A 2,444-nucleotide genomic window follows, 5' to 3' on the forward strand; every position below is an offset into this window, starting at 1 on the left:
GTCATGCATGCTTCCTTTCGAAGAAGCATGGACCGGATCACTCATACACAGAAGATCTGACACTCTCGAGTGTTCCGATGCCGAGGCGAAGCGCCAGGAGTGTTCCGGCGAGAAGTCCCAAAGGCTTTCCGACAATCAGCGCCATCGCAATACCGATGGCCACGGACCATGCCTGTGGATCGGCGGGAAAAAAATCCAGCATAACGCCGCTGTTGAAGAAGGTGAAGATCGGCACGACAAAGAACAGAGCAAATGGCGAAACGCGCCGCTCAGCGCGCGCTGTCGCTCTTGGCGGAAACGACGACAGCGGCAGAGAAAACCCGACAATTGCCCCTGCAATCGCTCCTTCGAGACCGGTCAGTATAAGTCCTGCCCAGAGAACGCAGCCGAAGGCGAGGTAAGGCACGAGCGATGCCCTTCGGGTTCGATTGAGTAGAAATAGACCTGCCAAGCCGCCAACCACCATCCAAAGCGGCCAAAGCTGATCGAACGATCCGTAGAACAATGCGATGACAATTACTGCGCCGAGGTCGTCGAAAATCGCGGCGGCCGTTGCAAAGGCGATGATCGCAGGACCAAGCTGACCCGAAAACAGCGAAAGGACGCCAAGGACCAAGACGATGTCTGTCGCAATGGGGATCGCCCACCCACGAAGGGCGACAGTATCTCCGAAATTGACTCCAAGATATATGGCTGCCGGCACGATCATGCCCCCAAGCGCCGCACTTGCCGGAAGCATGGCCGCACTGGGTTCGGACAGCGCCCCACGGGTCAGCTCGTGATTTGTGTGGATGCCAATCAGAAAGAAGAAGACCGTCAGAAGGCCCTGATTTATCCACTCGATCAGAGGGGCTTCGATTGCCCTGGTGCCCGCCCCAACCCGCAGAGGCAGGTGATGCACAATCGCATAGATGTCCGCCAGCGGCGAGTTCGCGGCCACCATACCCAGAGCAAGACCGACGAGCATGGCGAACCCCGCGCGCCGCCCGTCGCGGACCGATTGCGTGGCCACATCCGTCAACTGTGGGCGGGCTCATCTTGCGGCGCCAGCCAGCGCGACAGGTAGGCGCGTTCGAACAGAAAGACTCCCGCGATCGTAACGGCCGCATAGGCGACGATGGCGGGATCGCTCTGCAGCTTCATGGCCGTGAACGCGACCAGAACGATCGCATCAAATCCGAGTGCTGCAAGAATGACGACACCCGAGGCACCGATCTCTGCCCGGCGGTAGCGCCAGACGCCCCAATGCACGACCATATCCATGATCAGGTAGAAGAATGCGCCCAGCGACGCGATGCGGCTCAGGTCAAAGAACACGGCAAGGAAGGACGCGATGACCACGGTATAGACCAGCGTATGCCGCTGGATCGGCCCCGACATGCCGAAATGGCTGTGCGGGATCATCTTCATGTCCGTCAGCATCGCCAGCATCCGCGAGACCGCAAAGACGCTCGCCAGCACGGCAGACGCCGTGGCGACGACGGCCCACAGGACCGTCAGCAGAAAGCCCACCTGCCCCAAGGCCGGTTCCGCCGCCTCGGCCAACGAATAGTCCTTGGCGGCGATGATCTCGTCGATGGTCAGGCTGGAGCCGACACCGAAGGCCACGAGCAGATAGACGACCACGCACAGCGCAATCGAAATGATGATCGCGCGCCCGACGTTGCGGTTGGGATCAGTGACCTCGGCACCGCTGTTGGTGATTGTCGTGAACCCCTTGAATGCCAGAATGGCCAGCGCAACCGAGGCCACAAACCCCATCGCGCCAAAATCACCCGTGTCCTGCGAACCCGCAGCGAAGTCGATCCCGCTCGACCAGAGGGCCGCAATCCCGAAGAGCGCGATGCCCCCGATCTTGATTGCGGCCATGACCATCGAAAACAGCCCGATCGACCGGTTGCCCGCGATGTTCACAAGGAAGGCAAACAGGATCACCCCGACGGCAAGGATGGGCACAAGCGGCCCGCCCTCGATATCGAAGGCCCGCAAAAGATATGTCGCAAAGGTCCGCGCCACGAGGCTTTCCGCGATCACCATGCTGAGCGCCATCAAAAGCGCCGCCCCCGCGGCAATCCCGCCGGGTCCGTAGCATTTTTGCAGGATCATCCCGATCCCCCCTGCCGAAGGCCAGGCGTTGGACATCTTGATGTAGCTGTAGGAACTGAACCCGGTCACGATCGCACCGATGATGAACGCAATGGGAAAGAGCGGCCCGGCCAGTTCGGCAATCTGCCCTGTCAGGGCAAAGATCCCTGCCCCGATCATCACGCCCGTGCCCATGGCAACCGCGCCGCCCAAAGTGATGGAGTTCTTCTTGTAGCCGTCGCCGCCGTGGCCGTGCTCGTGATTCATGATTTGCCCCGTCTTTCCCGTTTCTTAAAGCGCCCGACCTTTAACCTGAGACATATCCGGCAGCCTTGAAGTAGTTCCAGCATTCGTCTGGC

2 protein-coding genes are annotated in these 2,444 nt (G+C 60.4%); both read right to left on the reverse strand.

The annotated features are described in order from the left end of the window. Positions 1-37: 37 nt before the first annotated feature. The gene (locus ACFO5X_RS19760; protein WP_380720207.1) at positions 38-1,012 is read right to left on the reverse strand and encodes a Na+/H+ antiporter NhaA; all 975 of its coding nucleotides are present in this window, start codon (positions 1,010-1,012) and stop codon (positions 38-40) included. Between the two features lie 5 nt (positions 1,013-1,017). Further along, positions 1,018-2,352 carry an APC family permease gene (locus tag ACFO5X_RS19765; RefSeq protein WP_380720204.1) on the reverse strand — a complete coding sequence of 445 codons (1,335 nt, stop codon included), beginning with the start codon at positions 2,350-2,352 and terminating at the stop codon, positions 1,018-1,020. Between the last annotated feature and the right edge of the window lie 92 nt (positions 2,353-2,444).

The sequence above is a fragment of the Seohaeicola nanhaiensis genome (assembly GCF_042654245.1).
Lineage (GTDB): Bacteria > Pseudomonadota > Alphaproteobacteria > Rhodobacterales > Rhodobacteraceae > Seohaeicola_A > Seohaeicola_A nanhaiensis.

Bases quoted from the DNA above. Each gene is read 5' to 3' on its own strand.
- ACFO5X_RS19765 (WP_380720204.1), bottom strand. From the start codon at position 2,352: ATGAATCACGAGCACGGCCACGGCGGCGACGGCTACAAGAAGAACTCC.